Raw genomic sequence first — 26,552 nt, 5'->3', positions numbered from 1 at the left:
ACTGATTGGACACTAGTTTTCGATGCGAGGCTGCTCGCGTTCGTGGTGATCAGTTCAGGAAGGTCGTGATCCGGGGGATCGTCGCGGCGGGGCAGTCCTCGTGCACGGTGTGGCCGCAGCCGGGCAGGATGACCGCCTCGGCGTGGGGGATGCGGTCGGCCAGTCGTGTTGCTTGTGAGGACGGCAGCCATTGGTCGTCGCCGCCCCAGAGCACCAGGGTGGGTGCGGTCACCTGGTTCAGTCCGGCGTCGGTGAGGCGGTAGTCGAGATTTCGCCACAGGGCCAGGAAGCCGTCACGGTTGGAGGGCCGGGAGAACGGCGGGTAGAACTCGTCGATCAGTTCGTCGGTGACGAGATCCTGGTGCGCGAACGTGCCGCGGATGCTGTCGGCGTAGAAGGACCGGGTCGTGAGATTGGTGGTCAGTTCACCGATCACTGGCGTCTTGAACAGTGGTGTGATCGGAGCTTTTCGGCGTCCAGGCCGGGGGCGTCCAGGAGCACGAGCCGCTCGACGCGTTCCGGATGCTGTTCGGCGAAGTACAGGCTCCAGGCCCCACCCCACGAGTGCCCGACCAGCGCGGTGCGGTTCAAGCCGACGGCGTCGAGGAAGGTCGCGATGGCGTCCGCCATGGCGGGCAGGTCGAAGGCGAAACCGGCGCTGTGCAATTCGGTGTAGCCCTGGCTGGGCAGGTCGACCGCGTAGACGGTGTGCTGCCGGGCGAGCGCGGGGACCGCCTCCCGCCAGGAGTAGCCCCACAGGCCGCCACCGGCGATCAGGACGACGGGTGATCCGCTACCCGAGACCGTGTAGTGGAACCGAGCGAGATCAGTTTCGACATACCGGGAGTCGATGCGCGTCAGGTAGTGCGAGGGCAGGTCCGAGCTCGGCGGCTCCCAGGCGTAGGCGACCGGAAGAGCCAGCGCGAACAGTGCGGTCAGGGTGGCGGCGAGCCCGAGGGCCAGGCGGCGGAAGCGGATTCTGAATCGCATGAGGTACTCCGTGGCAGGTGGATGTCTTCGACCAGAGGACGAGACAGCACCCGCCGACGTGATGAGGTGTAACCCATTTCGTAATCGGAACGCTCTCCTCAGCGCGCGCCGTGAGGTCAGACCAGGAGCCACCAGCACGTCCTCCGTGACGATGAAGCAAGGAGCCGATTCGAGCGCCCGGCGCCCATTGGAATTCCGTTGGTGGACTGTTGGTCTCGGCGCCGATGCTCGAGGAGCCCATTGGTTCCTCGAACGTACGGAGTTGAAAGACCATGAGCCGCAGGATCATCGGCGGTGCCGTCCGGGTCGCCGGTGTCCCGGTGCTCACCCAGATCCAGCGCCGCGTGAAGTCCTACAACCCCTGCACCTACCACCAGGGCGATGGCCACGACGTGAACCGCTGGTCGGAGAACACCTATGCAGGCTGGGGCTCGAACACCTTCACCACCGCCCGAGCAGCCGTCACCTGGTGGATGAACAGCCCCACCCACAAGGCCAACATCCTCGACGGCAACGTCACCAAGCTCGGTGTAGGTGTCCGTGCCGGCGCCGCCCGCCCCGGCTTCGACACCACCGACCCCGCGGGCATCTTCGTCCAGCAATTCGTCTCCTGCAGCTGACTTCCCGGGCCTTTCTGCGATTCGGTCAGCGCACTACGCCCCGCACCAACCGGCAACTACCAACGTCCGGCATGGTGTACGAGCCGGCGCGGGTGCGGGCCACCGATGCGGCGGACCTTCCGAGTAGTGATCAGCTACCGGACGACGGATGGCCGCTGCTGAGACGGTTGTTATGGGCGCCTTGACCGGGGAGTGCTTTTGTCGATGCGCCCATACGACGGGAACGGACGATCAGCGGGACAGCTGTCACCACTTCGTCGTGGTAGGGGCGGCGGATGATGGCGGTTCCGCGAGTCTCGACGTTGTCCAGACGCTTGTGGTGCGGAGCGGTCGTCATTGGTCGATGGTGGCCATGTTCGCGTCGTCGTGGCGGGCGCCGACCGCGGGTGTGAGCTGGTCGAGCCGGGCGAGTTGGTCGGTGGACAGGACCACGGCGTCGGCGGCGGTGTTCTCCTCGACGCGGGCGACTCGGCGGGTGCCGGGGATGGGGGCGATGTCGTCGCCCTGGGCGAGCAGCCAGGCGAGTGCGACCTGTGCGGGGGTAGCGCCGACCTCGTTCCCGACTGCCCGGACTTCATCGACCAGGCGCAGATTCTGGTCGAATGCCTCTCCGATGAATCGGGGATTGGTCTTGCGCCAGTCGTCGTCGGGGATGTCGGCGGGCGAGCGGAGTTGACCGGTGAGGAAGCCGTGCCCGAGCGGGGAGTAGGGCACGAACCCGATGCCGAGGCCGCGTAGCAGCGGCAGGAGTTCGTTCTCGGGGTCGCGGGTCCACAGCGAGTACTCGGTTTGCAGCGCCGCGACCGGGTGCACCGCGTGGGCGCGGCGGATGGTTTCCGGGGATGCCTCCGAGAGTCCGATGTGCAGGATTTTGCCCTCGGCGACCAGTTCGGCCAGCGCCCCCACGGTTTCCTCGATCGGTGTGCCGGGGTCGACGCGGTGCTGGTAGTAGAGGTCGATCCGGTCGGTGCCCAGCCGTTTCAGGGAACCTTCTACCGCGGCCTTCACGTTCGCGGCGCTGCTGTCGATGACGCGGGGTCCGCCTCCGGAATGCGAGACCAGGCCGAATTTGGTGGCGACGACGACCTCGTCGCGACGGCCGGCGATGGCCCGGCCGACGACCTCCTCGCTGTGGAAGGGGCCGTAGATCTCGGCGGTGTCGATATGGGTGACACCCAGGTCGAGCGCGCGGTGGATGGTGCGGATCGACTCGTCGTCGTCCAGACCGCCGCCGGAGGTGTAGGTGCCTGCCATGGTCATGGCGCCCAGACCGATCCTGGATACCTGCAAGGTGCCGAGAGAAGCGTGCTTCATCGGTTTCTCCTTCGTCGGTGAGAGATAGTCAGGGAGGCCGGGGTGCCCCACCGGAGTACAAGCCTGTCGGTGTTTCCCTGGACTCCAGCCAACACCGTGGCCCGCGGTCGAGACAGAGCCTGGCGAGAGGGTTACTCACGGTGACCCTTCAGGGGTCCTGCCTGCATCTACGCTCGTAACCATGGACGAGAAGGAGGCAGCGCGCACCGCGGTCCGCGAGTTTCTCAGCACCCGCCGCGACCGAGTCTCTCCTGCCGATGTCGGCCTCCCTGAGACCGGTACCCGACGTCGCGTGAAAGGTCTGCGCCGCGAGGAGGTCGCGCTGCTGGCAGGTGTCAGCCCGCAGTACTACATTCGCCTCGAACGCGGCAAAGCCACCGGCCCCTCACCCGGGGTCGTGGATGCCGTCGCCACGGTGCTGCGACTCGACGACGACGAACGTGCCCACCTCGACCGGCTACTCGCGGCACTGACCCCCGAAGCCCGCAAACACCGCAAACCCCCGGTCAAAGACACCGTCAGCCCCGGGATCCGAGTCCTGTTGGACTCGATCGACCACCTACCGGCCGTGGTATTCAACAGCCGCCTCGATGTCCTCGCCGTCAACGACCTCGGACGAGCCCTCTACGCGAGCATGCTCGACGTCGAAAACCCGCAGAACACAGCACGATTCATATTCCTCGACGAACACGCCGCCCGGGCACTGTTCCCCGAATGGGAACGCATAGCCGATGACACCGTGTCCATCCTGCGCACCGAAGCCGGCCGACACCCCGACGACCCGCAACTGATCGCCCTCATCGGAACCCTATCCACCCACAGCCGGACATTCCGGACCCGCTGGGCCGCCAACGACGTCAAAACCCACAGAGCGGGCACCAAAGCCTTCCGGCATCCTCTCTTCGGCGAACTCGTCCTGCCCTATGAGAACCTCACCATCGACGCCGTCGGCGGCCAGGTGCTGACCGTGTTCACCCCACAACCGGGCACCTCCGAACACGACGCGATCCAACTACTCGCCAGCTGGACCGCACCCTCGAACCCGGCGCCGACCCAGAGTTCCCCGAAAACCTGACCTGACCCGACCAGCCCTCACCAGGCGACATCGCAGCCGGGTTCGGGCGTTACCTGCCTGTGGCTCGCAGCGGTAAGTGGCGGTGATGGGCGGAAGGTCAGCTCACCGGCGTCGAGGCGGGGGTTGCCAGGCGCCATCGAGCGCCGACCCCGACGCGGTCAGGCTGCCTGAAACCCCGGTCGACGAGGACCGGGACCGCGATGAGCCCTGGCACCACCAGCGGAACCAGCAGGCCGAAGATCTGCCAGCGTTCGGTGACCGGCTTGCCGGGCGACAGCGGCCGCTCGGCCGGAACGGGCATGTGCAGCTTGCTGATCCGAGCGCGATCCCGCGGTAACGAGCTGAAATCTAGCAACGCTAGACAAGCTAGTGGACGGATGTTACCGTTGCTCCAGTATCTAGCGCTGCTAGACTTTAGGGAGGGGCAGGTAGGCGAGGCCGGCCAGCCGCAGTACGAGTTCGTCACCAGCGAAGCTGACATCAAGATCGGAGGAGGTAGCCATCCTCCGCGATGTCGCGGTCCCGCTGAACCGCCGACGCAACGTGCGGGACGCGGCAGGCAACAGCTTGCGCTTTCCGCACCCAACAACTTCCGGCTGATCGCCGGGGGCACACCTGATATCGAATTCACTGAGGAGTAACTGACATGACCTTCACCATCAATGAACAGCAGTTCCTCGCGGAGGCCGGGATCGGTCGGCTGGCCACGGTGTCGCCCGACGGCGTTGTGCAGAATAACCCGACCAGCTATCGGGTGAACGCCGACGGCACGATCGACATCGGGGGCATGCGGATGCGTGCCAGTCGAAAGTACCGCAATGTCGAGGCGGGCAGCCGGGTGTCGTTCGTCATCGACCAACAGGTTTCCTTGGAGCCATACGTGATTCGCGGCATCGAGGTACGCGGCACGGCCGAGGCGCTCGATGACGAGGAGCCGCCGTTCCAACCCCAGGAACGCGCGGTCATCCGAATTCACCCCGAACGGGTCATCTCCTGGGGCATCGACAGCGGATCCTTCGACTTCACCAGTCGCGGCGCCGAGTAGTCAGGCATCGTGGGCGATCCCACAAGAAAGGCCGTCACCGACCGTCCGGTAGTGAGCGGAATGGACCGCGTCAGCGAGTGAGACCGGGCACCACGACATCGGTTACGCCGACCTTCGCTACGGTACTGGGGATCTGATTCAGCAGGACCATCGGTCAACATCCAGCGACCACGGCTTCATCGCGGTCGATATACGAAAACCCGGGCATGGCCCGGGGTTTCCGCAGCGTGGATCGGCCTCAGCGGGTGGCGATGATTGCCGAGCCGTGACCGAAGAGGCCCTGATTCACCGCGATGCCTGCACGGGCGTTCGCCACTTGGCGGCTGTCGGCCTGGCCGCGCAATTGCCACGTGAGTTCGCAGATCTGAGCGATCGCCTGCGCGGGGATCGCCTCACCGAAGCAGGCCAGCCCACCGCTGGGGTTCACCGGCACGCGTCCACCCAAAGTCGTTGCGCCGCTGCGCAGCAGGTCCTCGGCGCCGCCCGTGTCGCAGAGCCCGATGTCCTCGTACCAGTCCAACTCCAGAGCGGTCGAGAGGTCGTAGACCTCCGCGAAGGACAGGTCGGAGGGCCCGAGCCCGGCCTCCTCATACGCGGCGTGCGCGATGGCGGAACGGAACGTGTGCGGCGGGGGCTCGACGGCTACGGCGGAGTCCGTCGCGAAATCCGGCAGGTCGAGGACGGTTTTCGGGAACGTCGGCGTGACCGTCGACAGCGCCCGGATACGGACCGGGTCGGTGACGCCGTGGCGGCGGGCGTACTCCATCGACGTCAGCACCAGTGCCGCACCGCCGTCACTGGTCGCGCAGATGTCGAGCAGCCGCAGTGGGTCCGAGACGATCGCTGAGGCCGCGACCTCCTCGGCCGAAACCTCCTTGCGGTAGCGGGCGTACGGGTTGTTCAGGCCGTGCTTCGCGTTCTTCACCTTGACCGCGGCGAAATCGTCGAGCGTGGCGCCGTGCAGCGCCATCCGGCGGCGGGCATAGAGCGCGAAATAGATGGGGTTGGTGGCACCGAGCAGGTGGAAGCGCAACCAGTCCGGATCGTCGCGGCGTTCACCGCCGACCGGCTGGAAGAAGCCCTTCGGTGCGGCATCCGCGCCGATCACCAGCGCTACATCGGTCAATCCGGCCAGGATCTGGGCACGCGCATTGGCGATGGCCTGCGCACCGGAGGCGCAGGCGGCGTAGCTGCTCGAGATCCGCGCACCCGACCAGCCCAACGCCTGGGCGAATGTCGCACCGGAGACGAAACCGGGGTATCCGTTGCGGATCGTGTCCGCACCGGCGATGTAGCCGACGTCGAGGTGGTCCACCCCGGCATCGGCCAGCGCCGCGCGCGCCGCGACCAGCCCGTATTCGACGAAATTGCGCCCCCACTTGCCCCACTGGTGCATGCCCGCACCGAGGACGGCAATGTCGCGATCATTCGTGTCAGGCATCGACCGGCCTCCACATCCACACCGTGTGCTCCGCTTCCTCGTCCTCGTACAGCACGCCGAGGGTCAGTTCGACCGGCATGCCGACGGCCAGGTCGTCCACCGTGAGGCCGCGCTGGACCTGCCCGAGAATCACCATCTGCTCGACCTCGAGCTCCACCGCCGCGACGACATACGGCTCGAACGGATCGGGTGAGATATAGGGCGGGGGCGGCTTGTACCGGGCATCCGCGTATGACCAGATCCGGCCACGCGTGGAGAACAGGTACTCGACCAGCTCGGAGCCGTCCTTCGGACTTGCACACTGCGGGTTGCGACAGGCCAGCGTGTTCCGCGGGAAATACGGTGTGCCGCACACATCGCAGCGACTTCCCACGAGACGTACCGCGCCGTCGTCCGCAGTGAACCAGTCTGCCACCGCGGGGCGTTGTTCTTTCTGCACAAATCCGACGTTATAGGAACATGTTCTATTTTGGGGCTGAAATCTGCTCCGGCGATGTACGCGCGGAGGTACGGTGAGTGCGGATTGAGGACGCGACGAGACCCTCGAATCGACTTGGAGTACCACAACACCGATGGGCACCAAAGCCATTGACCCGCAGTCGATCCGCAACGTCACGATCATCGGAGACCCCGACGAGACGACGCGAGTCGTCCACCGCCTGTTCCGCCGTTTCGCCAGGACCGGGTCCGGCACGGCGGCCACGGTCCATTGGGTGACGAGCCGCGTCGATCACACTATCCATATCGCCGAGCTGTCGAGCCACGCGCCCATCGCGGACTTGGAGCGGTCCATCCGGGTAGCCGACGGGGTGATCGCGGTCGTGAACGCTGCCGTGAAGAGCACGCCGCGACTCGAGACGATACTGCGGCTTGCCGACGACCACCAGGTCGCACGGCTGTGTCTGGTGACCGGACTCGGTCATCCCGCCGCCGACTTCGACCGCCGCGTCCGCACGATCGCCGAGACGCGCGGGGCGGTGCCGTTGACGCTGCAGATTCCTATCGGCATCGGCACCGAGTTCGAAGGTGTCATCGATCTGGTCCCGATGTGGGCGCTCGAACGGATGGCCGTCGAATTCTACGGCAGCCATTGGAAAGTCGCCGAGCAGTGGTACCGCGACCTCGTGGCCACGGTGATGGAACAGGACCCGGCAGATTCGGACGCCATCCTCGGCCTGCGAGAGATCCCACCCGAACACTTGCACGAGCGCATCCGCTGCCTCACGCGCATCGGCGACGCGGTGCCCGTTCTGTGTGATGCGGCGCCATGGAGTGACGACATCGCCCCGCTTCTGGACGCCATCGTCCGGTATCTGCCGTCTCCGATGCACGTCTGTCAACCGGAACATGCCCTCGACTATTGACGGACGCTGGGACCACACTCGGACCTGTCGTGTTGCCGCGAACGAAGCCCTGCACACAGCACAACCCGACCGCGCCGACCACCGCGAGCGCCGCTGTGACAACGTCGCTTACCTCCTGGTCGTGAAAGGTTTGGTCGGGATGGTCGCGGTACCAGCACACCGTCTTCGCCGAACTCTCTTCGAAGTCTTGGATGGGTCTGTAGCCGAGGCCCGCGATCTTGTCCCAGGTCATCGAGGGTGTCGCTGACGTAGCCGCGGAGTCGATCAGTTCGTCGCGGTCGACCGCACTCGGCAGCTAGGAATTTGCTCGACGGCGGGACACAATATGTAGGGATGAATGTTCCAGGGTGATCTGTCGTGGTCGGCAGATCACCTCGCCTGCACTGATTGGAGGCGGACTGACGACATGCATCGAGACGGAGAGCGCCCGAAAGGGCTTTGTGTTTCCGCGCTGGCGGCGGTAGCGAACCCGTCGTACTCGCGAATCGATACGTGGAATCTGCTCGACGACGCGTGCCGGCAGCTCGCCGATGTCAATCGTGCCGGGCTGGACACCACCCACAACATCGCCCGGGTGCGACGCCTCCTCGATCGTCTCGGCACCTACGAGCGGTACTGGCTGTATCCAGGCGCGGCGAGACTGGCGACGTTTCGCGGATATATCGCCGATCTTGCCACGGCGAGGCTCACCGAGGAGGTGTCGCTGGCCGTGCGCCTGCTCTCCGAGTACGGCGACCGCACAGCTGTGTTCGACACATGCGCGCCGTTGGCCGATCAGGAACTGGTGGCGCGGGCTAAACAGCAGCAGTTCTACACCGTCCTGCTCGGCGACGATTCCCCGCCCGAGGCTCCCGAGAGCCTGGCGCAGAGCCTACGGGCGCTTCGCGACCCGTCCGACGATGTGCAGTTCGAGCTGCTTGTCGTGGCGAGCATCGAGGACGCCATCACCGCCGTCGCGTTGAACGGCGAGATTCAAGCGGCGATCATCCGGCATGACCTGCCGCTTCGTTCGCGCGACCGGGTGCCGTTGATGACCACGTTGCTCGGCGCCAACGACGACGTGGTCGTGACCGACCGCGCCCACGACTGGGTTGAATGTGGTGAGTGGATCAGGGAGTTGCGGCCTCATATCGACCTGTATCTGCTCACCGACGAGTCGATCGCCACGGAGACCGAGGACGAGCCGGACGTCTACGATCGCACGTTCTATCGGCTCAACGATGTCACCGACCTGTACAGCACGGTGCTCGCCGGCGTCCGGAGCCGGTTCGCCACACCGTTTTTCGACGCCCTGCGTGCCTATGCGGCCGCGCCGGTCGGCCAATTCCACGCCCTTCCCGTCGCGCGTGGCGCCAGCATCTTCAACTCCAAGTCGCTGCAGGACATGGGCGAGTTCTACGGCCGCAACATCTTCATGGCCGAGACGTCGTCCACCTCCGGCGGGCTGGACTCACTGCTGGACCCCCATGGCACGATCAGGGCGGCGATGGACAAAGCCGCCGAAACGTGGTGTGCCGATCAGACGTACTTCGTCACCAACGGAACATCCACCGCGAACAAGATTGTCGTGCAGGCCCTGACCCGGCCGGGCGACATCGTTCTGATCGACCGCAATTGCCACAAGTCGCACCACTACGGCCTGGTGCTAGCCGGGGCGTACCCGATGTACCTGGACGCCTACCCGCTCGAGCCGTTCGCGATCTACGGAGCCGTGTCCCTGCACACCATCAAGAAGGCGCTGCTGGACCTCGAGGCGGCCGGACAACTGGACCGAGTACGCATGCTGCTGCTCACCAACTGCACTTTCGACGGCATCGTCTACAACCCCCGGCGGGTGATGGCGGAGGTCCTGGCGATCAAGCCGGACATTTGCTTCCTATGGGACGAGGCGTGGTACGCGTTCGCAACCGCGGTGCCGTGGGCCCGGCAGCGGACCGCGATGGTTGCCGCCGAGCAACTCGAATCGATGTTGTCCTCGCCCGGGTATGCCGAGGAGTACCGCGAGTGGCGTGCGTCGATGCAGGGAGTCGACCGTGCCGAGTGGACCAACCACCGGCTGCTTCCCGACCCCGGGCGCGCGCGGGTGCGCGTGTACGCGACGCATTCCACCCACAAGTCGCTGTCGGCACTCCGGCAGGCGTCGATGATCCATGTCCGCGACCAGGATTTCAAAGCTCTCATCCGCGAGGCATTCGATGAAGCGTTTTTGACCCACACCTCGACGTCGCCGAACCAGCAACTGCTGGCGTCGTTGGATTTGGCGCGTCGGCAGGTCGACATCGAAGGATTCCAGCTGGTCCGGCACGTCTACGACATGGCGCTGGTCTTCCGTCACCGCGTCCGCAAAGACCGGCTGATCGGCAAGTGGTTCCGCATCCTCGACGAGGCCGACCTGGTGCCCGACGAGTTCCGGCACTCTGCAGTCAGCTCGTACCGGCAGGTCAGGCAGGGTGGCTTGGCACAGTGGAACGAGGCGTGGCGCTCCGATCAGTTCGTGCTCGACCCGACACGGGTGACCCTGTTCATCGGCAATACCGGCATGAACGGGTACGAGTTCCGCGAGAAGATCCTCATGGACCGGTTCGGCATCCAGATCAACAAGACCTCGATCAACAGTGTGCTGTTGATCTTCACGATCGGCGTCACCTGGTCGAGCGTGCACTACCTACTCGACGTGCTGCGTCGGGTGGCTACCGACTTCGAGCGCAGCCAGAACGCGGCCGGTACGGCCGATCGCGCCCTGCAACAGCGCCGGATTGACGAGATCACCAAGTACCTGCCAGCGCTGCCCGACTTCAGCGAGTTCGACAGCACGTTTCGTCCCGACGGCGCCAGCTCGTTCGGCGACATGCGATCGGCCTTCTACGCCGGATATGAGGAGTCCGACCGCGAACACGTCCTGCTCGGCGACGCCGGACGACGGCTCGCCAAGGGAAAGACCCTGGTGTCCGCCACCTTCGTCGTCCCCTACCCGCCCGGCTTCCCAGTGCTGGTCCCGGGCCAGGTGATCTCGACGGAGATCCTGTATTTCCTGGCCGAGCTCGATGTCAAGGAAATTCACGGATACAACCCCGACCTCGGGTTGTCGATCTTCACCGAGGCCGCGCTCGCGCGGCTGGCCGCGGCTCGGCACGCAAGTGCCACGGCGGCTGGCGGTGCGCCGACACCAGCACCAGCCACCGTCACTCGCCGTAGCGGCGGTAACGATTCACCCACGTCGAGGAATTCCTGACCGCCCTGAAGGTATCCGCCGACCACCCAACCAATGGGCGCGGTGATCAGGGACAGGATCCCGAAGCCCAGGAGGGCGCCGATGAAACCGCCCACAATGACGCCGATGACGACACCGACCCCGTTCTTGATGACCTGGTCCCTGAGGTTGTCGAACGCAGGTCGGCCGGCAGTGACTACCGTCGCATGGGTTGGTGGTCACTGCCGGGCGAGGTCGGTCAGTAGAGATCTTTGGACAGCACCGGCCACGATTGCTTGAGGTTGTCCTGCCAATAGCCCCAGGTGTGGGTGCCGGTGGGGGGCAGGTCGAACGTCGCCGGAATTCCCAACTGGTTCAACCGGTTCTGGAGGTTGTGCGAGCAGAGGCTCATCGCCGCCTCGATGATGCCGCCAACGACGACGTGGTTGGCCACACTGATCGGGTTGTACTTGTCGTCGCCCATGATGTACGGGTTGCCGGGAGCATCGTGTTCGCCGGGCAGACCGCCGCCCGCCGAAACCCAGATGTTCGTTCCGCGCAGTTTGTCCGCGTGCAGGACCGGATCGTTCGTTTTCCAGAGCGGGTTGTCGGCGGGTCCCCACATGTTGAGTGAGTCACCGGCGCCCCACGTTTCGACCGTGGTCTGCACGAACTTCTGTCCGATCGGATCGCTGGTCTGCGCACAGCCGCTGTAGGCGGCGACATTCTGGAACAGGCCGGGCTTGGTGATCGCCAGCATCAGGACCGATGTCCCTGCCATCGAGTAGCCCGCGATCGAGTTCTTGCCGTTGGTGCCGAGCGCCGCATCGATGATCGGTGGCAGTTCCTCGGTGTAGAAGGTCTGCCATTTGTTGGTGCCGAGCACCGGATCGGGCGCGCGCCAGTCGGCGTAGTAGCTCCACCGGCCGCCGATCAGCTCGACGACATTGATGTTCTTGTCGCCGAGGAATTCCTTGGCGTCGGTCTTCTGGTCCCATGAGGCGTTACCGTCGACGCCACCGCCGCCCCCGTTGACCAGATACAGCGTCGGGCGCGGGACCGAGTTGTCCGCGGGCAGATTCACCAGGACCGGGAACGTCCGATCCATGGCCGTGGAGTGCACCTCCAGCTGCAGCTTGCGGTCGCCGAGGGTTTGCACACTCTCGATGTAGGACCCGTCCGGTGCCTTGGCCGCACTGTTGATCGGTGCGGCCGAGGCCGCAGGCGCCAGGTAGCCCACCCCCGTGCCGACGACCGTCACAGCGGCGGCCGCCGCAACGAGAACTCTGAATCGCATACCGCGTCTCTCCTGAATATCGCATTCGCGCAACGCTTCAACTCCCTCGGTAATCCACCAAGCGAGCAATCGTTACTCAGGTAGATCGAATCGGACGCCGGATGCCGCCGGAAGCCCCTAGTCCTCGGGGGGCGCTGAACGGGTGTTCGCCAACCCTAATCGATTCTCAGATGATTTGAAACGTGAGCCGGTCAAAAGTGGAGAGCTCGAAATCGGATGAGGGCAACGTACGCGCGGTGCCCGCGACACTGCGCCGAGCTCGCCGGCGGCGACGGCCGGTGGTCGGGACTCGAGCGCTACCAGGTGACGGGGTGGTCGGCGACCACGACCGGCTGTCACCACTTGCGGTCGCAACGGCAGGGCACGTAGGTGCTCGGGGCCGCCCGCATCGAGGAACGTGCTCGCAATGCTCAGCGGGTTACGGCGGTTTCCTGCTCGACGCGGGAGAGCTTCTCGGGGTTGCGGACGATGTAGAGGCCGGTGATCAGCCCGTTGTCGGTTCGCACCGCTACTACATCGTCGATTTCTCCGTCGATCCGGACGATCAGGGCTGGGTAGCCATTGATCTGCACCGGCTCGACCGATGCCGTGCCGACGAGCTTGGGCAGGCCGACCGACAGCAAGCGAGCAACTCGGTCGGCGCCCACGATGGGTTGCAGCACGGCTTGTTTGACGCCGCCGCCGTCACCCAGGAGGACGACGTCCGGTGCGAGCATGTCGAGCAGGCCCTGTAGATCGCCTGTTTCGATGGCCCGTTGGAACGCCTCGAGCGCGTCTCGGGTTTCGGCGGGGGAAACGACCCCGCGCGGTCGGCGTGCGGCGACGTGTGCGCGCGCCCGGTGTGCGATCTGGCGGACCGCGGCGGGGGTCTTGTCGACGGCTTCGGCGATCTCGTCGTACTCCAGACCGAACACCTCGCGCAGTACGAAGACTGCCCGTTCGGTCGGCGCGAGTGTCTCGAGCACCAGCAGCATCGCCATCGATACGCTGTCGGCCAGCTCTATGTCTTCGGCCACGTCGGGTGCGGTCAGCAGCGGCTCGGGTAGCCAGGGGCCGACGTAGGACTCCTTGCGACGGCCGAGGGTGCGCAGCCGGGTCAGCGCCTGGCGGGTGGTGATCCGGACCAGGTAGGCACGTTGCTCGCGCACCGTGTCGAGATCGACGTCCACCCACCGCAGCCAGGTCTCCTGCAGAACGTCCTCCGCGTCGGCGGCCGAGCCGAGCATCTCGTAGGCGACGGTGAAAAGCAGGTTGCGGTGGGTGACGAATGCCTCGGTGGCGGAGTCCATGCGCTCGCTCATGGGTGGCTCCTGTCTGTTCGCTCTCGACTGTGTCGGGCACAAGACGCCGGTTCCCGCCGATTTGTGACACCCGCGATCAGTGGCATAGGTCACATAGTCGCGCTGTCACAGGGGTCGGGTCGTCGGCATCTTGTGTTCGTTCAGAGCAACACCGCGAGTGAGGACGAAGTCATGGAACCCCGTTTCAACCTGGTCGACACTGAGATCGGCGCTAAGTTCGCCAAGCGGTTCGGCAATGCCAGCCTGCTGATCATCCAGTCGACTCTGCCGAAGGCTACCCAGGACCTGATGATGCTGCGCGTCAGTCAGATCAACGGCTGCGGTTGGTGCACCGATGTGCACAGCAAGGACCTCGCGCAAGCCGGGGAGACCTGGGTGCGCATCAACCTGGTGGCCGCCTGGCGCGAGTCCACCGTGTTCACCGAGGCCGAGCGGGCCGCGCTGGCGCTCGCCGAGGAGGGCACCCGGCTCGCCGACGCCCACCACGGCGTGTCCGACGAGACCTGGGCCGAAGTGCGCAAGCATTACGACGACGATCAGATCGCCGCATTGGTCGCGCTGGTCGCCCAGATCAACGCGGCCAACCGGCTCGGCGTGATCGTGCGCCAGCAGGGGGGCGCCTACGAGCCCGGCATGTTCGACGCCGTGCTCAACTGATCGGCGCACGAGTCCTGACCCGGTCCAGGATCATTCGAACCGGGGCGGGCTCGCCGATGGCCGGCGCACGGGCGGAGCAACCTCGGTCCGTATGAAGTGCCTCAGCGGCACATCCTCAGAAGCAGTAGGGGAACTTGCACGTCGATGGATCATTCGGGCCGAAGATCACGGCTATCAATCCATTGATGATGGTGTCGGCTACCCCCGATCCGGTGCTGATCGCCACCTCCTGCGCGGTGGCAGGCTTATCGGCGACGACATCGTGCACCGCGACATCGGCCGACGCTGTCGCGGGTGCGCTGATCAGGACGCCAGCGGTGACCGCCAGCAGAACCTTCCGGATCATATTGCTGCCTTTCGCTTTTGGGTTGATTACAAACCGCAGCCTATCCAGGACTCTAGGGACGGACTTTCCGCCAGCGGTGAACTCGACGACGAGACCGCACGAATCCTCGCTGGGAAATGGCTGGCAATGTGACGAGAGGTTCCCGAGAGTATTCGCCCGCTGATTGCGGAAGAATCTGGGCGGCAGTAGTTTTCGGGCTGCCAGTAGTTTTCCTTACGAAAGATGGACCCGATGATTCTGCTCTCTATCTTGGCTGCGACGGGTAGCGCCGTCGCCACCTGGGCCACTGGAAGCGCAGCAATGGCACTGGGGAACAGCAACGTCCTGCAGTGAAGCAATCGTGCACGAGTCGGGCGGGACGGCGTTGCTGCCGTCCCGCCCGATTTGCGATTGCTGCTACTGAGCGGTGGAGCGGAAGCCGCGTAGGCGCAGGCTGTTGCTGACCACGAAGACCGAGGAGAAGGCCATCGCGGCACCGGCGAGCATCGGGTTCAGCAGACCGGCCATGGCCAGCGGGATCGCGGCCACGTTATAGGCGAAGGCCCAGAACAGGTTGCCCTTGATGGTGCCCAAGGTCCTGCGGGACAGGCGGATCGCGTCGGCGGCCGCACGCAGGTCGCCGCGGACCAGGGTCAGGTCGCTGGCCTCGATGGCGACATCGGCGCCAGTGCCCATTGCCAGGCCGAGATCGGCTCGGGCCAGGGCCGCGGCGTCGTTGACGCCGTCGCCGACCATCGCGACCACCTTGCCCTCGGCCTGCAGTCGCTCGACGGTGTCGACCTTGTCGGCGGGCAGTACCTCCGCGATCACTTCGTCGATGCCCACCTGTGCCGCGATGGCTTTCGCGGCGGCGGTATTGTCGCCGGTCAGCATGATCGGGGTGAGTCCGAGCGCCCTCAGCTGCGAGATCGCTTCGGCGGAGGTGGGTTTCACCGCATCGGCGACCACGAGCGCGCCGCGTGCCCGACCGTCCCAGCCGACCGCGACGGCGGTCTTGCCCTCGGCCTCGGCCGCCCGCATCGCCCGCTCCAGATCGGCGTCCAGGTGCTGGGACCAGTCGGCGAGCAGCCGGGCGCGGCCCACGATTACCGCGTGGCCGTCCACCACACCTTGAACGCCGAGACCCTCGATATTGGCGAAGTCCTCGACACGGGCCGGCTCGCCGAACTTCTCGCGCGCACCCTTGGCGATCGCCTGGGCGATCGGGTGCTCCGACGAATCCTCCAGCGCCCCGGCCAGCGCCAGCACCTCGCCGGTGTCCTCGCCGGCGGCGGCAATGACATCCAGCAGCGTCATCTTGCCGGTGGTGACGGTGCCGGTCTTATCGAGCACCACGGTGTCCACGCGTCGCGTCGACTCCAGCACCTCGGGCCCCTTGATCAGAATGCCGAGCTGCGCACCGCGACCGGTGCCCACCATCAACGCGGTCGGCGTGGCAAGACCGAGGGCGCATGGGCAGGCGATGATCAGCACCGCGACTGCGGCAGTAAAGGCCGCCGCGATGGAACCGCCGGTGCCGAGCCAGAATCCGAGTGTCGCGACCGACAGCGCGATCACGATGGGGACGAAGATGCCGGAGATCTTGTCGGCCAGCCGCTGTGCCTGCGCCTTGCCGGTCTGTGCGTCCTCGACCAGCTTCGCCATCTGGGCGAGCTGGGTATCGGAACCGATTCGGCCGGCGCGCACCACGATCCGCCCGCCGACATTGACCGTCGCGCCGACCACCGCATCCTCGGGACCGACCTCGACCGGCACCGATTCACCGGTGAGCATCGAGGCGTCGACGGCCGAGGAACCCTCGACGACCACACCGTCGGTGGCGATCTTCTCGCCCGGCCGCACCACGAACCGGTCACCAACGGCCAGCTGCTCGACCGGGATTCGCTGCTCGACGGCGCCGGCCCAGTCCATCGGCTGTCGTCCCTGTGCGTCGCGCAGCACCGAAACCTCTTTGGCGCCGAGCTCCAGCAGCGCCCGCAATGCCGCACCCGCCCGTCGTTTGGAGCGCGCCTCGAAGAAGCGTCCGGCCAGGATGAACGTGGTTACGCCGGCCGCTGCCTCCAGGTAGATGCTGCCGGTGCCGTCCATTCGCGAGATGGTGAACTCGAATGGGTGCTTCATGCCCGGCGTCCCGGCGGTGCCCCAGAACAGCGCGTACAGCGACCAGCCAAGCGCCGCTAGGGTGCCCATCGACACCAGGGTGTCCATGGTGGTGGTGCCGTGACGCAGGTTGGTCCACGCCGCCTTGTGGAAGGGCAGTGCGCCCCACACCACGACCGGCGCGGCCAGTGTCAACGACAGCCACTGCCAGTTGGTGAACTGCAGCGCAGGCACCATCGCCATCGCGATGACCGGCACCGTCAGCACCAGCGAGACCAGCAGTCGGGTCCGCAGCGATGCCGTCGGATCCGGGTCGCTCGCAGTGGTTTCCGCAGGCACCGCGGTCGCGGGCAGCTCGGCGGTATAACCGGCCTGTTCGACGGTGGCGATCAGCTGCTCCGGTGAGATGTCCCCGCTGACCTCGACCCGCGCCTTCTCCGTCGCGTAGTTGACGGTGGCGGTGACGCCGTCGAGCCTGTTCAGCTTCTTTTCGATGCGATTGGCGCAGGACGCGCAGGTCATGCCACCGATCACCAATTCGACCTGTCCGGTGGACGGCTGTGTCGCGATGGTCATCGTGTGCTCCGTTCTGTGCGACTCAGGGTAGGGATCAGTGGCCGTGTCCTGCGGCGGGGGTCGCCGCAGTGGCTCCGGAGGCGACCGAGACGGTGAATTCGGCGGTGCGAACCACGCCTTCGTGCTGGAAGTCGAGGAAGAGCCGGTAGTCTCCGGCGCTCGGCGCGTCGACGTAGAAGGTGATGCCGGGGCCGGCCGGAGTCACCCCGTCACCGGGGCTGCCTTCCGGATGGACGTGCAGGTAGGCGAGGTCGGCGGCGCGCAAGGCCACCAGGTGACCGTAGGCCGCCAGGTAAGGCTGCAGATCGGTGACCGGCTTGCCGTTGCGGCTGACCGACAGCACCACCTTCGACGCCTGCCCCGGAGTGACCGTGCCGTCCAGCGTGACGGTGTAGTCGCCGACCTGCGCGGTAGTCGACGGCGCCGGCAGCGCGCGGGCATCGTAGTTGCCCGCGACCCGCAGGTCCGCGCCGAGGGTCAGGTTCTCGCCGCCTTCGGGGGTGAAGTCGGCGAAGACCCGGTAGTCACCGGCGCGAGTGAGATCCAGCGGGACACTCCAGGTTCCGGCCTGGTCCAGCACCGGATGCACGTGCTGGAAAGCGGTCATATCCCGGCGGACGACAATGAGGTGCAGGTCCTTGTCGTGGCTGCGCACGTAGTTGGTGACGGGTGCGCCATCGCGGTTCAGGATGCGCAAGCGCACCGCGACATTTGCCGCGGCTGCGGTCTGCGGAGTGTCCAGGCGCAGGGTGTATCCGTTCTCGCTGGCCATGAGTCCCGCAGGGACCTCGCTGGACGTGCCCATCGCCTCGTGCGCCTTCGAATCATGCGTCGGCGCACTGGGTTCCGGTCCGATCGTGGCGCCGACGGTGAGCGCGATCCCGAAGATCGCCGCGAGACCGAGGGCGAATCCGGCGAACTTGCTGGATGCGTTCATCGGGATGCTCCTGTCCGGGTGACGGCCGCTGCCGTCGAATTCGTTCTTACCATACCCCCCTAGGGTACAAAGTCAAGAAGATAGCGGTACCCGGTGAGGGTATAAACCAAAGCCCTGGATGCGCCGAGAGCCCGGCTCGTCGATCGAATGATCATCGGGCCGGGCTCTGTGTGGGTCGTGCTCAGGATTCGGGGCGGTCTGCTCGCGGCGAGCTGAGAATGGTGGATAACGATCCCGCCTGGCCGGACGACGGCTAGGGCGGCAGCGGCCGGGAGGACGCGGTCTGCTTCCGGCGTGCCGCCTTCAGGCCGAGTGCAGGTGGCGGGCTGTCGGGGAAGTTTCCGTGTTCGCCGGATCGGGATAGGTGCCGAGGATACGGTCGGCGGTGCCGGAGGTGGTCACCGTGAACCAGTAGTGCTCGTTCTTGTAGTGGTGGTGGCGGTGATTGCGCCAAACCGCCCGGTAGAGCGAGCGTTTCGGCTTGTAGTCGGTGTGGATGAGGTAGTGGGTCCACTCGTAGCCGAAGCCGAGGAGGGTGATCATCAGCAGGAAGGTCAGGCCGAGACCGAGGCGGGGAAACGCCAGCGTGGCGAGCGCGATCAGGACGACGACCAGAACCGAGAGCGTCTTGGTCGGGATGAAGATCAGCGGGATATTGCGCGGATCCACATGGTGCTCACGGTGTTTGCGGGCCAGTTCGCTATCGATCGGAATCGAGCCGAGCTGTCTCGGCCGCCAGTGCAGCACCGTGACGTGCACGATCCACTCGAAAACCGGGAAGAACGCGAGCATTACCGCGGGCACCAGGGCATCGGTCAGTTGCCAGTCGCCCACGATGATTCGGGCGATGAGGGCCGCGAGCAGGGTGCCGCCGATCAGCCAGGGCGAGGGGTGCCGAATGAATTCGCGGAACGCGGCGCCGAGCGTGAGGCCGCGACGCAGGGGCCGTTCGTCCTGACGCACGCTCGCGGTGGTCGAATCCTTGCTGGATGACTGGGGTTTCGTCATGGTCTTTCCTTGGAGCTTGCCGGTGCCGTGGTGCACCGAGTGAAAGATGTTCCGAACCGCCGAGAGTGATCCGGATTGCCGACGCCGGATGGCAATGTCGGCGATGAATGCGGTCAGTGCCCTCCCAATACGTCGATCAGGGCGGTGGTCGCCGGTTCGAGTAGCGCCCGGGCCGTGGTAGCGGCCTGTTTCGGCCGACCCGCCACGATGGCGGCGGCCAATTCGCGATAGGCCTCGACATTGCCCACCTCGGCGGACATGATCGGGGCCAGTGCCGCGAGCGCGGGTTCATAGGCGGTGCGCAACATGTTGAACATCAGCCGGAAGACGATGGAGTCGGCCGCGTCGACGACGTGATCCCAGAACTCCATCGCGTATCGCTGCTGTGCGATCGGATCCTGTTCGGCGGCAAGCGCTTCGACCGTGTGCGCCAATGCGGCGCGCACCGTGGCGGAGTCGGTTTTCCCGAGCCGGTTCGCCGCGAGTTCAGCCACCTTGGGCCCGTTGTGCAGCCGCGCCTCCAAAATGCTGCGCGCCACTTTCGGATCCAGCTGACCCGCCTGCACTAGTAACCGAGGCAAAACCTCCAGCCCGGCTCCCCGCCGATAGTCCAGCACTGTCGTCGCATCCCCCTGCCGCACCGCGACCAGCCCGGCCGCCGCCAGCCGCTGCAGCGCCTCCCGCACCGCAGGCCGCGAAACCCCCAGCGCCTCGGCCAGCTGCCGCTCACTGGGCAGTGTCGCCCCGGGCGCCAACTCCCCACTGAGCACATCCGCCGCGATCTGCTCGAACACATCCGCCGACACCGACCGCTTGACCACAGGTTGCAACGCCATACCCGCACTGTGCGCCACAAAGGTCAGGAGGTCAAGTGGTCAGACCAGTTGGATCAGCTGTTCGGCGAGGTCACCCTTGGGGCCGTTGGCGAACCAGTCCCACCACAGCACGCCGGGCCTGGACTGGACGAGATTCAGGTAGTCGGTCGTCGGCGGCGCCTCCAGGACGACCAGATGTTTCAGGTCGGAGCGGTACCGGGCGGCGTAGCCCAGGGCGATCGCGCCACCCCAGTCGTGGCCGATCAGGTCGAACTACCCAAGGTTGAGCTGCTGTGCCACGGCATGCACATCGCTGGCTACGACCGGTGCGGTGTAGCCGCCGTCGTCGGTTCCGGCGAACCCGGAGTCGCCGAAGCCGCGCAAGTCGATGGCGATCACCGTATGGTCCTTGGCGAGATCGGGCGCGATCTTGCTCCAGGCCCAACACGTTTCGGGCCAACCGTGCAGCAACACGACGGCTGGGCCCTGGGTGTGGATGGAGCATGCCCGCCGAGCAAACCCGGGCGGAGTTGCGGACCGCGAGATCAGCTGGGATCAGAGCCGCGGATGGCGGCCAGCCAGATGGCAGTGGCGGCGGCGACGGAGGTGGCGGCGAGGAAGGCGACGAAACCGCCCGCGGCCACATAGACCCACATCAGGGCCACGAAGGGGGCGGCGACGGTGGATTGGGCGTCGAGGAGCAGGCGGCGGCGCAGCCGAGCCGAGTCGGTGGCGAGGACCGGGGCGTCGGGGTCCAGTCGGGACGGATTGTCGATCAGGCGGCCCGGCGGTTCGGCGGCGCGGGCCCTACCGGAGGGATAGAAGTGGATGGTGGTGGTATCGACGGATCGGCCGGTCACCTTGGCTTCGGTCTCGGTCAGCTCGACTAGTGCCGGATCGAAAAACACTGGCAGCCAGCGTGTTCGGTAGTTCTCGGTGATCTCGAGCCAGGAGCGGCTGACCAGCCGGTGCTGTTGCCGCAGCCGCTTGATCTCGACGGTGCGCGCCTCGTCGCTATGGGAGGTGCTCCGCCCGCCGATGCTCCCCGTGCCTGCCTCAGCGCTGCTGCCGGCGTCGGTGCCGCTGGTTTCGATGTCGCCGCCGGTGGCTGCGTCGGGGGTGCTGCTTCCGTCGTCGCTGCTCCTGGTGTCTGCGTCGCTAATGTTCGGGTCCTTGCCCGCGCCGCCGCGCGCCGCATTCGTGCCGTCCGCCCGGCGCGAGTAGATGTCCGCCAATCCATTCGACACAAGCCCCAGTGCTATGGCGAGCTGAAAACCCGTGTAGCCCAGGATGGCCAACCCCACCGTCGCCAAGGCCGCGAGCTGGTCCAAGTAGGCGAACGGCGCCCAGGCCAGGCATACGGCCAGGGCGCCGATCGTCACGCCGATCGGGTAGGCCAGAGGCTGGCCCGGTCCGAATTTCACTTCAGGAAGCCGACTTTGGTGTAGTCGGGGGAGGCGAGGCCGAACGCGCCGTAGTTGGCGAGGTTATCGCGCACGGCGTAAGTGCCCGAGGCCTGTTGCAGAGGGATCGAATAGCCTTCGGCGAAGATCATCTGATCGCATTTGTTCGCCAGCTCGATGGCCTTTGCCGGATCCAGTTCGGCAATGGTCTCTTCGATCAGCGCATTCAGTTCCGGTGAACCGATCCGAGCCTTGTTGCTCAACTGACTGTTCGGGTTGTTCGGGTCATAGGCGTAGATCTGGGGCAGCGCCCCCAGCGGGAGCACACTGCCACCCCAGCTGAACTGGGCGATATCGAAGTTGCCCGGATCGATCACGTCCTTGAACAACCCTTGGCCCGGCACGGTTTGGATGGTCAGCTTCACCCCGACCTTCGCCAGGTTCTGCTGCACGATCTGCGCGGTCTGCACCCAGGCTTCCTGCTGGTACATCACATCGCGCAGTTCCAGCTTGCGGCCATCCTTTTCGCGGACATCGCCATTGAGCTTCCACCCGAGCGCGTCGAGCATCCGCGCCGCCTCATCCGGGTCGAATGCGATGGGCGACGAATTGTCCTGGTAGCCCTTCTGGCCCTTCATATAGATGTGGTTGTTCAGCGGCGTCGGATTGTCGACGACACCGTTCTGGGCGGCGCTCACCAGGGCCTGCCGGTCGATCGCCTTCGAAATGGCAATGCGCAGTTGCGGATCCTCGAGCAGGGCGCCCTTACCGCCATTGAAGGTCAGATGCGACCAACTGGGCTCGGGCGTGCGCCGCAGCACCACATTCTTCGAGTTCTTCGCGCCGGTCACATTCTCGATGCCGGACATATAGGCGTAGTCGATCTCGTTGTTCTGGATCCCGGGCAGCACCGCGGAATCGTCGAGCACGCTGAGTGTGATCGTGTCCAGTTTCGGGGCATCGCCCCACCATTTCGGATTGCGGCCCAGCGTGATCCGGTTCTGCGCGCGATCGATGCCGGTGACCATGAACGGACCCGAGCTGACCGGAAGGGTGTCGTGATCGGCGTTGCTGAACGTATCCGGGGTGGCGGTGACAGACTTCGGATACAGCGGACTGAATTGACTCTGCCATTCGGCATACGGCTTGTTGAAGGTGACGATCGCCTGCCGATCATCCACGCCCCGTTCGACCTTCTCTACCCGGTCGAACCCGCTGGGTGAGGAGATGAGGAAGCCAGGGTCCCTGGTGCTCAGCGCGGCCGCCTCGGATTGCAGGTCTGCCCAGGTGATCGGGCTGCCGTCGGACCATACGGCCTGCGGGTTGATCGTGTAGGTGACCTGCTGGGGGCTGGTATTCGTCAGCTTGATATCGGTGAAGTAGTTGTGATCAACGGTGAGTTCTCCCGCGGCATTGCTCACCCAGGGGGACGGCATCGTCGGATTGATCACCGAGGCCGTGGTGTCGGTCGTGCCGTCGATATGCAGATAGTTGAAGTTCTCCGGGAAGTTGGTGATGGCCAGTCGCAGATTGCCGCCGTCGCGCAGTTCGCTGCGATCCCTCGGGTTGATGTCATTGGTGCTGCCGATATCGACCGTGCCGGGAGTCACGCTGTTATCCGAACAACCGGTCACGATCAAGCCGAGCGCGACGACCGGAATGGCGCACCTGATGCGAACTTTCGATCTCATTTCACGAATCCGATCTTGGTGTAATCCGCCGAGGCCAGGCCGAACGCGCCGTAGTTGGCCAGCCCGTCGCGCACCGCGACGGTGCCTGCGGACTGCACGATGGGCAGCGAGAAGCCCTCGTCGAAGATCATCTTGTCGCACTGGTTCGCCAGCTCGATGGCCTTATCGGGATCCAGTTCGGCAATGGTCTGCTCGATCAGCTTGTTCAATTCGGGCGAACCGATCTTGCCCTTGTTGCTCAGCGTGTTCGCCGGGTCATAGGCGTAGATCTGCGGCAGCGCGCCGAGCGGGAGAATGCCACCGCTCCAGGTGAACTGGACCATATCGAAGTTGCCCGGGTCGACCACATCGGTGAAAAGGCCATTGCCCGGATAGGTCTGGATGACCAGCTTGACGCCGATCTTGGCCAGGTTCTGCTGCGCGATCTGGGCCATCTGCACCCAGCTCTCCTGTTGGTACATCACATCGCGGATTTCCAGCTTGCGGCCGTCCTTTTCGCGGACGTCACCGTTGAGCTTCCACCCGAGATCGTCGAGTTCCTTGGCGGCCAGTTCGGGGTTGTAGGCCACTGAGGCCGCGTTGTCCTGGTAGCCCTTCTGACCCGACATGAAGATGTGGTTGTTGAGCGGTTTGGGGTCGACGACGACGCCCTGCTGGGCCGAGGTCGCGATGGCCTGCCGGTCGATCCCCTTCGAAATGGCGACGCGCAGTTTGGGATCCGCGAGGATCGAGCCGGGTGCGCCGTTGAAGGTGAAGTGCGAGAACCGCGCCGCCGGTGCGCGCCGCACCTTGATACCCGGCGCGTTCGAGGCGGTCTTGACCTCGTCGATGCCGGATACCGTCGCCGAATCCAGTTCACTGTTCTGCAGCGCGTTCAGCCGGGCGGAGTAGTCGAGCACGCTGTAGGTGACGGTATCCAGCTTCGGGGTGTCCCCCCACCACTTCGGATTGCGGCTCAGCACGATTCGCTGCTGTGCCTTGTCGATCGAGGTGATCATGAACGGACCCGCGGATACCGCGAGCCCATTGCGGTCGACATCGTCGAAGGCCTGCGGGGTCGCGGTCGACGCCTTCGGATATACCGTGCTGAACAGGCCCTGCCATTCCGCGTAGTGCTGGGCCATGGTGATGATCGCCTGCCGGTCGTCGATACCGCGTTCGATCGTGCCGATCTGGGCGTAGCCCTGGGTCGCGGCTACCTGGAAGGCGGGATTGCGCCCGCTGAGCGCATCGGCCTGGGATTTCAGGTCCTCCCAGGTAATCGGCGTCCCATCAGTCCAGGCGGCCTTGGGATTGATCGTGTAGACGATCGTCTGGGGGTTCGTATTGGTGAGTTTGATCTCGGTGAAGTAGTTGGTGTCGGTGGTGATGTCGCCCGCCGCATCCGATTTGACCGAACTCGGCAGCGTCCACCCGACCAGATCGGCGACCTCAGCATCCGAGTCGACATGTGATGCGTTGAAGGTCGCCGGGAAATTCGTCAGCGCCAGGCGCAGATTCCCGCCGTCACGCAGCTCACTCGCGTCCTTCGGGTTGATGTCGTTGGAGGTGCCGATCGTGCTGGACCCCGCCGTCACGTCATCGCCCGACCCACACCCCGACAGGATCAGCGCGATGGCGACGGCCGGCGCCGCGATCCGAATTCCGACCCGGCGCTGCCGGGCGATGCGTGCTGTGGTCATTTCACGAATCCGATCTTGGTGTAGTCGTAGGACGCGAGGCCGGGGGAACCGACATTGGCGAGTTCGGCACGCACGCCGAAGCTGCCGTCGCTCTGCATCAGTGGCAGTGAGTGACCCTCCTCGAAGACCTGTCGATCCACCTCGTTGGCCAGCTCGAGCGCCTTTTTCGGATCCAGTTCCGAGAGGGTGCGGTCGATCAGCGCATTGAGTTCCGGTGAACCGACGCGGGCGTAATTGCCCTGCAGGTCGTTCGGGTCGTAGTAGTACGCCTGACGAATACTGCTGAATGCGAATGCGTCACCGGACCAGATGAACTGGGCGGCGTCGAAGTCGCCCGGCTGGATGACGTCGGTGAAGTATCCGGCGCCCGGCTTGGTATCGATGGTCAGCCCCACACCGATCTTCGCGAGGTTCTGCTGGATGATCTGGGCGATCTGCACCCAGGTCGGATCGTTGTACATGACATCGCGGATGACGAGTTTGCGCCCGTCCTTCTCCCGGACGTCGCCATTGAGTTTCCACCCCGCCGCGTCGAGTTCGCGCGCGGCGGCCTCGGGGTCGAAGCCCAGGCTGTTGTCCTGGTAGCCGGCCTGCCCCTGCAGGAAGATGTGATTGTTCAGCGGCTTCGGATTCTCGACGAGTCCGTTCTGGATCGCGGTGACGATCGCCTGCCGATCGATGGCCTTCGAGACGGCCACTCGCACCTTCGGATCCGACAGGATGGACCCCGGCGCCCCATTGAAGGTGATGTGGCGCCAGCGATTACCCGGCGCGCGGCGTACCACCAGGCCCCCGGTATTGCGCACTGTCTGAACGTCGTCGACCGTGGTGAGCTGTATCAGGTCGAGCTCGTTGTTCTGCAGCGCCGTCGTCCACGCGGAGTGATCGAGCACGCTGTAGGTGATGGTGTCGAGCTTGGGCTTGTTACCCCACCATTTCGGATTGTGGCCCAGCACGATTCGACCCTGTGCACGGTCGGTCGAGACGACCTGGAACGGTCCCGCGCTCGGCCCCATCGCGTTGGCCAGGCTGTTGTTGAACGAATCCGGGTCGGCGGTCACGGATTTCGGGAACAGTGCAGCGTTGCCTGCGAACTGGCCGCGCCACTCGGCGTAGGGATGGCTGAAGGTCAGGATGGCCTGGCGGTCGTCGACGCCGCGCTCCACCTTGTCCACGAATTCGAAACCATTGGTGATGGCGATCAGGAAGCGCTTGTCCTTGCCGCTGAGCGCGTCGGCCTCGGACTTCATGTCTTCCCAGGTGATCGGATTGCCGTCGGACCAGACAGCTTTCGGGTTGATCGTGTAGGTGACCTGCTGTGGGTTGGTGCTGGTCAGCGCGATATCGGTGAAATAGTCCTTATTGATCGACAATTCGCCCGCGGCATCGGTATCGAAAGCGCGCGGCATCATCGATCGCTCGATATCGGCGATTTCACCGTCATTGCCGTCGTTGGACAGCGTGTTCCAGTTCGCCGGGTACGTCGTGGTCGCCAGCCGCAGATTCCCGCCATCGCGCAGTTCGTCGACGCTCTTCGGGTTGATGTCGTTGGTCGTGCCCAGCGTGTCCGACAGCCCCGCCGTCGAATCGCCGCCCGCACCACAACCCGCCGCGATCAGGCTCAGCGCGACAACCGGTGCCGCCCACATGACTCGACTTCGGGTTCCCCGAGTTGGGCTCGATCCCATCGCGCTCTCCCT

Annotated in this window: 23 protein-coding genes and 2 pseudogenes; 6 read left to right on the top strand and 19 right to left on the bottom strand. The window is 65.3% G+C overall.

Annotation, left to right across the window (positions count from 1 at the left end):
- Positions 1-49: 49 nt before the first annotated feature.
- Together OG874_RS34760 and OG874_RS34755 are read right to left on the bottom strand one after the other, a co-directional pair.
- The gene (locus OG874_RS34760; RefSeq protein WP_330251286.1) at positions 50-436 is read right to left on the bottom strand and encodes an alpha/beta fold hydrolase; all 387 of its coding nucleotides are present in this window, start codon (positions 434-436) and stop codon (positions 50-52) included.
- Positions 433-990, bottom strand: a complete 558-nt coding sequence (locus OG874_RS34755; protein ID WP_330251285.1) for an alpha/beta fold hydrolase — start codon at positions 988-990, stop codon at positions 433-435. Before OG874_RS34755 ends, OG874_RS34760 begins: the two co-directional genes overlap by 4 nt.
- A gap of 272 nt (positions 991-1,262) precedes the next feature.
- Here OG874_RS34755 and OG874_RS34750 point away from each other — a divergent pair, with 272 nt between their 5' ends.
- On the top strand, positions 1,263-1,610 hold the full coding sequence (locus tag OG874_RS34750; protein WP_330251284.1) for a CAP domain-containing protein: 348 nt from the start codon (positions 1,263-1,265) through the stop codon (positions 1,608-1,610).
- A gap of 130 nt (positions 1,611-1,740) precedes the next feature.
- Here the strand turns inward: OG874_RS34750 and OG874_RS34745 are convergent, their stop codons facing one another.
- Complete coding sequence (locus OG874_RS34745; protein WP_330251283.1) at positions 1,741-1,947, bottom strand: hypothetical protein; 207 nt, start codon at positions 1,945-1,947, stop codon at positions 1,741-1,743.
- Complete coding sequence (locus OG874_RS34740) at positions 1,944-2,924, bottom strand: aldo/keto reductase (RefSeq protein WP_330251282.1); 981 nt, start codon at positions 2,922-2,924, stop codon at positions 1,944-1,946. Before OG874_RS34740 ends, OG874_RS34745 begins: the two co-directional genes overlap by 4 nt.
- A 181-nt stretch (positions 2,925-3,105) precedes the next feature.
- Here OG874_RS34740 and OG874_RS34735 point away from each other — a divergent pair, with 181 nt between their 5' ends.
- Positions 3,106-3,999, top strand: a complete 894-nt coding sequence (locus OG874_RS34735; RefSeq protein WP_330251281.1) for a helix-turn-helix transcriptional regulator — start codon at positions 3,106-3,108, stop codon at positions 3,997-3,999.
- A gap of 97 nt (positions 4,000-4,096) precedes the next feature.
- On the opposite strand, the gene OG874_RS34730 is transcribed toward OG874_RS34735, so the two are convergent.
- Entirely contained in the window at positions 4,097-4,300 is a 204-nt protein-coding gene (locus OG874_RS34730; RefSeq protein WP_330251280.1) for a hypothetical protein, read from the bottom strand.
- Positions 4,301-4,645: 345 nt separating this feature from the next.
- Here OG874_RS34730 and OG874_RS34725 point away from each other — a divergent pair, with 345 nt between their 5' ends.
- Positions 4,646-5,044, top strand: coding sequence for a PPOX class F420-dependent oxidoreductase (locus OG874_RS34725; protein WP_327094627.1), 399 nt, complete (start codon positions 4,646-4,648; stop codon positions 5,042-5,044).
- A 238-nt stretch (positions 5,045-5,282) separates the two neighbouring features.
- Here OG874_RS34725 and OG874_RS34720 read toward each other — a convergent pair whose 3' ends face one another.
- Both OG874_RS34720 and OG874_RS34715 read right to left on the bottom strand, forming a co-directional pair.
- The gene (locus OG874_RS34720) at positions 5,283-6,485 is read right to left on the bottom strand and encodes a lipid-transfer protein (protein WP_330251279.1); all 1,203 of its coding nucleotides are present in this window, start codon (positions 6,483-6,485) and stop codon (positions 5,283-5,285) included.
- Positions 6,478-6,900 carry a Zn-ribbon domain-containing OB-fold protein gene (locus tag OG874_RS34715; protein ID WP_442943460.1) on the bottom strand — a complete coding sequence of 141 codons (423 nt, stop codon included), beginning with the start codon at positions 6,898-6,900 and terminating at the stop codon, positions 6,478-6,480. Before OG874_RS34715 ends, OG874_RS34720 begins: the two co-directional genes overlap by 8 nt.
- 157 nt (positions 6,901-7,057) lie before the next feature.
- Between OG874_RS34715 and OG874_RS34710 the strand changes: the two genes are divergently transcribed.
- Entirely contained in the window at positions 7,058-7,849 is a 792-nt protein-coding gene (locus OG874_RS34710) for a GTP-binding protein (protein WP_330251277.1), read from the top strand.
- A gap of 406 nt (positions 7,850-8,255) precedes the next feature.
- Positions 8,256-11,081 carry an aminotransferase class I/II-fold pyridoxal phosphate-dependent enzyme gene (locus OG874_RS34705; RefSeq protein ID WP_330251276.1) on the top strand — a complete coding sequence of 942 codons (2,826 nt, stop codon included), beginning with the start codon at positions 8,256-8,258 and terminating at the stop codon, positions 11,079-11,081.
- Positions 11,082-11,298: 217 nt separating this feature from the next.
- Here the strand turns inward: OG874_RS34705 and OG874_RS34700 are convergent, their stop codons facing one another.
- Together OG874_RS34700 and OG874_RS34695 are read right to left on the bottom strand one after the other, a co-directional pair.
- A complete protein-coding gene (locus OG874_RS34700; RefSeq protein ID WP_330251275.1) occupies positions 11,299-12,336 on the bottom strand; it encodes an alpha/beta hydrolase in 1,038 nt (345 codons plus the stop codon).
- A 410-nt stretch (positions 12,337-12,746) separates the two neighbouring features.
- Positions 12,747-13,637 carry an RNA polymerase sigma-70 factor gene (locus OG874_RS34695; protein ID WP_330251274.1) on the bottom strand — a complete coding sequence of 297 codons (891 nt, stop codon included), beginning with the start codon at positions 13,635-13,637 and terminating at the stop codon, positions 12,747-12,749.
- A gap of 171 nt (positions 13,638-13,808) precedes the next feature.
- Here OG874_RS34695 and OG874_RS34690 point away from each other — a divergent pair, with 171 nt between their 5' ends.
- On the top strand, positions 13,809-14,294 hold the full coding sequence (locus tag OG874_RS34690) for a carboxymuconolactone decarboxylase family protein (protein WP_330251273.1): 486 nt from the start codon (positions 13,809-13,811) through the stop codon (positions 14,292-14,294).
- Between the two features lie 115 nt (positions 14,295-14,409).
- On the opposite strand, the gene OG874_RS34685 is transcribed toward OG874_RS34690, so the two are convergent.
- The 10 genes and pseudogenes from OG874_RS34685 to OG874_RS34640 all read right to left on the bottom strand — a co-directional run bounded on the left by OG874_RS34685 (position 14,410) and on the right by OG874_RS34640 (position 26,540).
- Positions 14,410-14,640 carry a hypothetical protein gene (locus OG874_RS34685; protein ID WP_330251272.1) on the bottom strand — a complete coding sequence of 77 codons (231 nt, stop codon included), beginning with the start codon at positions 14,638-14,640 and terminating at the stop codon, positions 14,410-14,412.
- A 396-nt stretch (positions 14,641-15,036) separates the two neighbouring features.
- Positions 15,037-17,316: a heavy metal translocating P-type ATPase gene (locus OG874_RS34680; protein ID WP_330251271.1), complete on the bottom strand. Its 2,280-nt coding sequence runs from the start codon at positions 17,314-17,316 to the stop codon at positions 15,037-15,039.
- A 34-nt stretch (positions 17,317-17,350) separates the two neighbouring features.
- Positions 17,351-18,253, bottom strand: coding sequence for a hypothetical protein (locus tag OG874_RS34675; protein ID WP_330251270.1), 903 nt, complete (start codon positions 18,251-18,253; stop codon positions 17,351-17,353).
- 303 nt (positions 18,254-18,556) lie between these two features.
- Positions 18,557-19,261, bottom strand: coding sequence for a sterol desaturase family protein (locus OG874_RS34670; RefSeq protein ID WP_330251269.1), 705 nt, complete (start codon positions 19,259-19,261; stop codon positions 18,557-18,559).
- A gap of 113 nt (positions 19,262-19,374) precedes the next feature.
- Positions 19,375-20,097 carry a FadR/GntR family transcriptional regulator gene (locus tag OG874_RS34665; RefSeq protein WP_330251268.1) on the bottom strand — a complete coding sequence of 241 codons (723 nt, stop codon included), beginning with the start codon at positions 20,095-20,097 and terminating at the stop codon, positions 19,375-19,377.
- Between the two features lie 39 nt (positions 20,098-20,136).
- A pseudogene (locus OG874_RS34660) lies at positions 20,137-20,550 on the bottom strand (alpha/beta fold hydrolase).
- 71 nt (positions 20,551-20,621) lie between these two features.
- Positions 20,622-21,062 (bottom strand): annotated as a pseudogene (locus OG874_RS44955) (hypothetical protein); the annotation flags it as partial.
- Positions 21,063-21,496: 434 nt separating this feature from the next.
- Positions 21,497-23,170: an ABC transporter family substrate-binding protein gene (locus tag OG874_RS34650; RefSeq protein ID WP_330251266.1), complete on the bottom strand. Its 1,674-nt coding sequence runs from the start codon at positions 23,168-23,170 to the stop codon at positions 21,497-21,499.
- A complete protein-coding gene (locus OG874_RS34645; protein WP_330251265.1) occupies positions 23,167-24,852 on the bottom strand; it encodes an ABC transporter family substrate-binding protein in 1,686 nt (561 codons plus the stop codon). Before OG874_RS34645 ends, OG874_RS34650 begins: the two co-directional genes overlap by 4 nt.
- Positions 24,849-26,540: an ABC transporter family substrate-binding protein gene (locus OG874_RS34640; RefSeq protein WP_330251264.1), complete on the bottom strand. Its 1,692-nt coding sequence runs from the start codon at positions 26,538-26,540 to the stop codon at positions 24,849-24,851. The genes OG874_RS34645 and OG874_RS34640 overlap by 4 nt, the downstream gene beginning before the upstream one ends.
- Positions 26,541-26,552: the final 12 nt, after the last annotated feature.

This window comes from Nocardia sp. NBC_00565, from assembly GCF_036345915.1.
Taxonomy (GTDB): domain Bacteria; phylum Actinomycetota; class Actinomycetes; order Mycobacteriales; family Mycobacteriaceae; genus Nocardia.
This window is presented reverse-complemented; position numbering and strand designations above follow the sequence as displayed.